Source organism: Lentzea albidocapillata (assembly GCF_000719115.1).
Lineage (GTDB): Bacteria > Actinomycetota > Actinomycetes > Mycobacteriales > Pseudonocardiaceae > Lentzea > Lentzea albidocapillata.
Genome location: NZ_JOEA01000084.1, coordinates 1 through 409 on the forward strand (window position 1 = coordinate 1; position 409 = coordinate 409).

Annotated in this window: 1 protein-coding gene; it reads left to right on the forward strand. The window is 66.0% G+C overall.

Annotated elements, in window-relative coordinates; genetic code table 11:
• Positions 1-409: LVIVD repeat-containing protein (locus tag IG04_RS47550; RefSeq protein ID WP_030482302.1), on the forward strand; the 409-nt coding region annotated here is incomplete at both ends.

Here is a 409-nt window from a genome sequence, read left to right on the forward strand (position 1 = left end):
GGGCGGCGCGGACGTCGACATCCTCGACATCACCAACCCGAAGCGGCCGCGGCTGATCCGCGAGATCGACGTCGACGCCGAGTCCCCGAACCTCACCCAGACCCAGCTCGGCCTCACCGAGGTGTTCCTGCACGACATGGTCGTCAAGAACATCGGCGGGCACTGGGTCCTGCTGCTGTCCTACTGGGACGGTGGCTACGTTCAGCTCGACGTCGACGACCCGGCGAACCCGACGCTGATCGGCGACACGGACTTCAGTCATCCCGATCCGCAGCTGCTGGAGTCGACCGGAGCCGCCCGCACGGCAGAGGGCAACGGGCACCAGGGCGAGTTCACCGCCGACAACCAGTACTTCATCGGAACCGACGAGGACTTCGCGCCCTACGGAGCAACGAACTTCTCGATCACC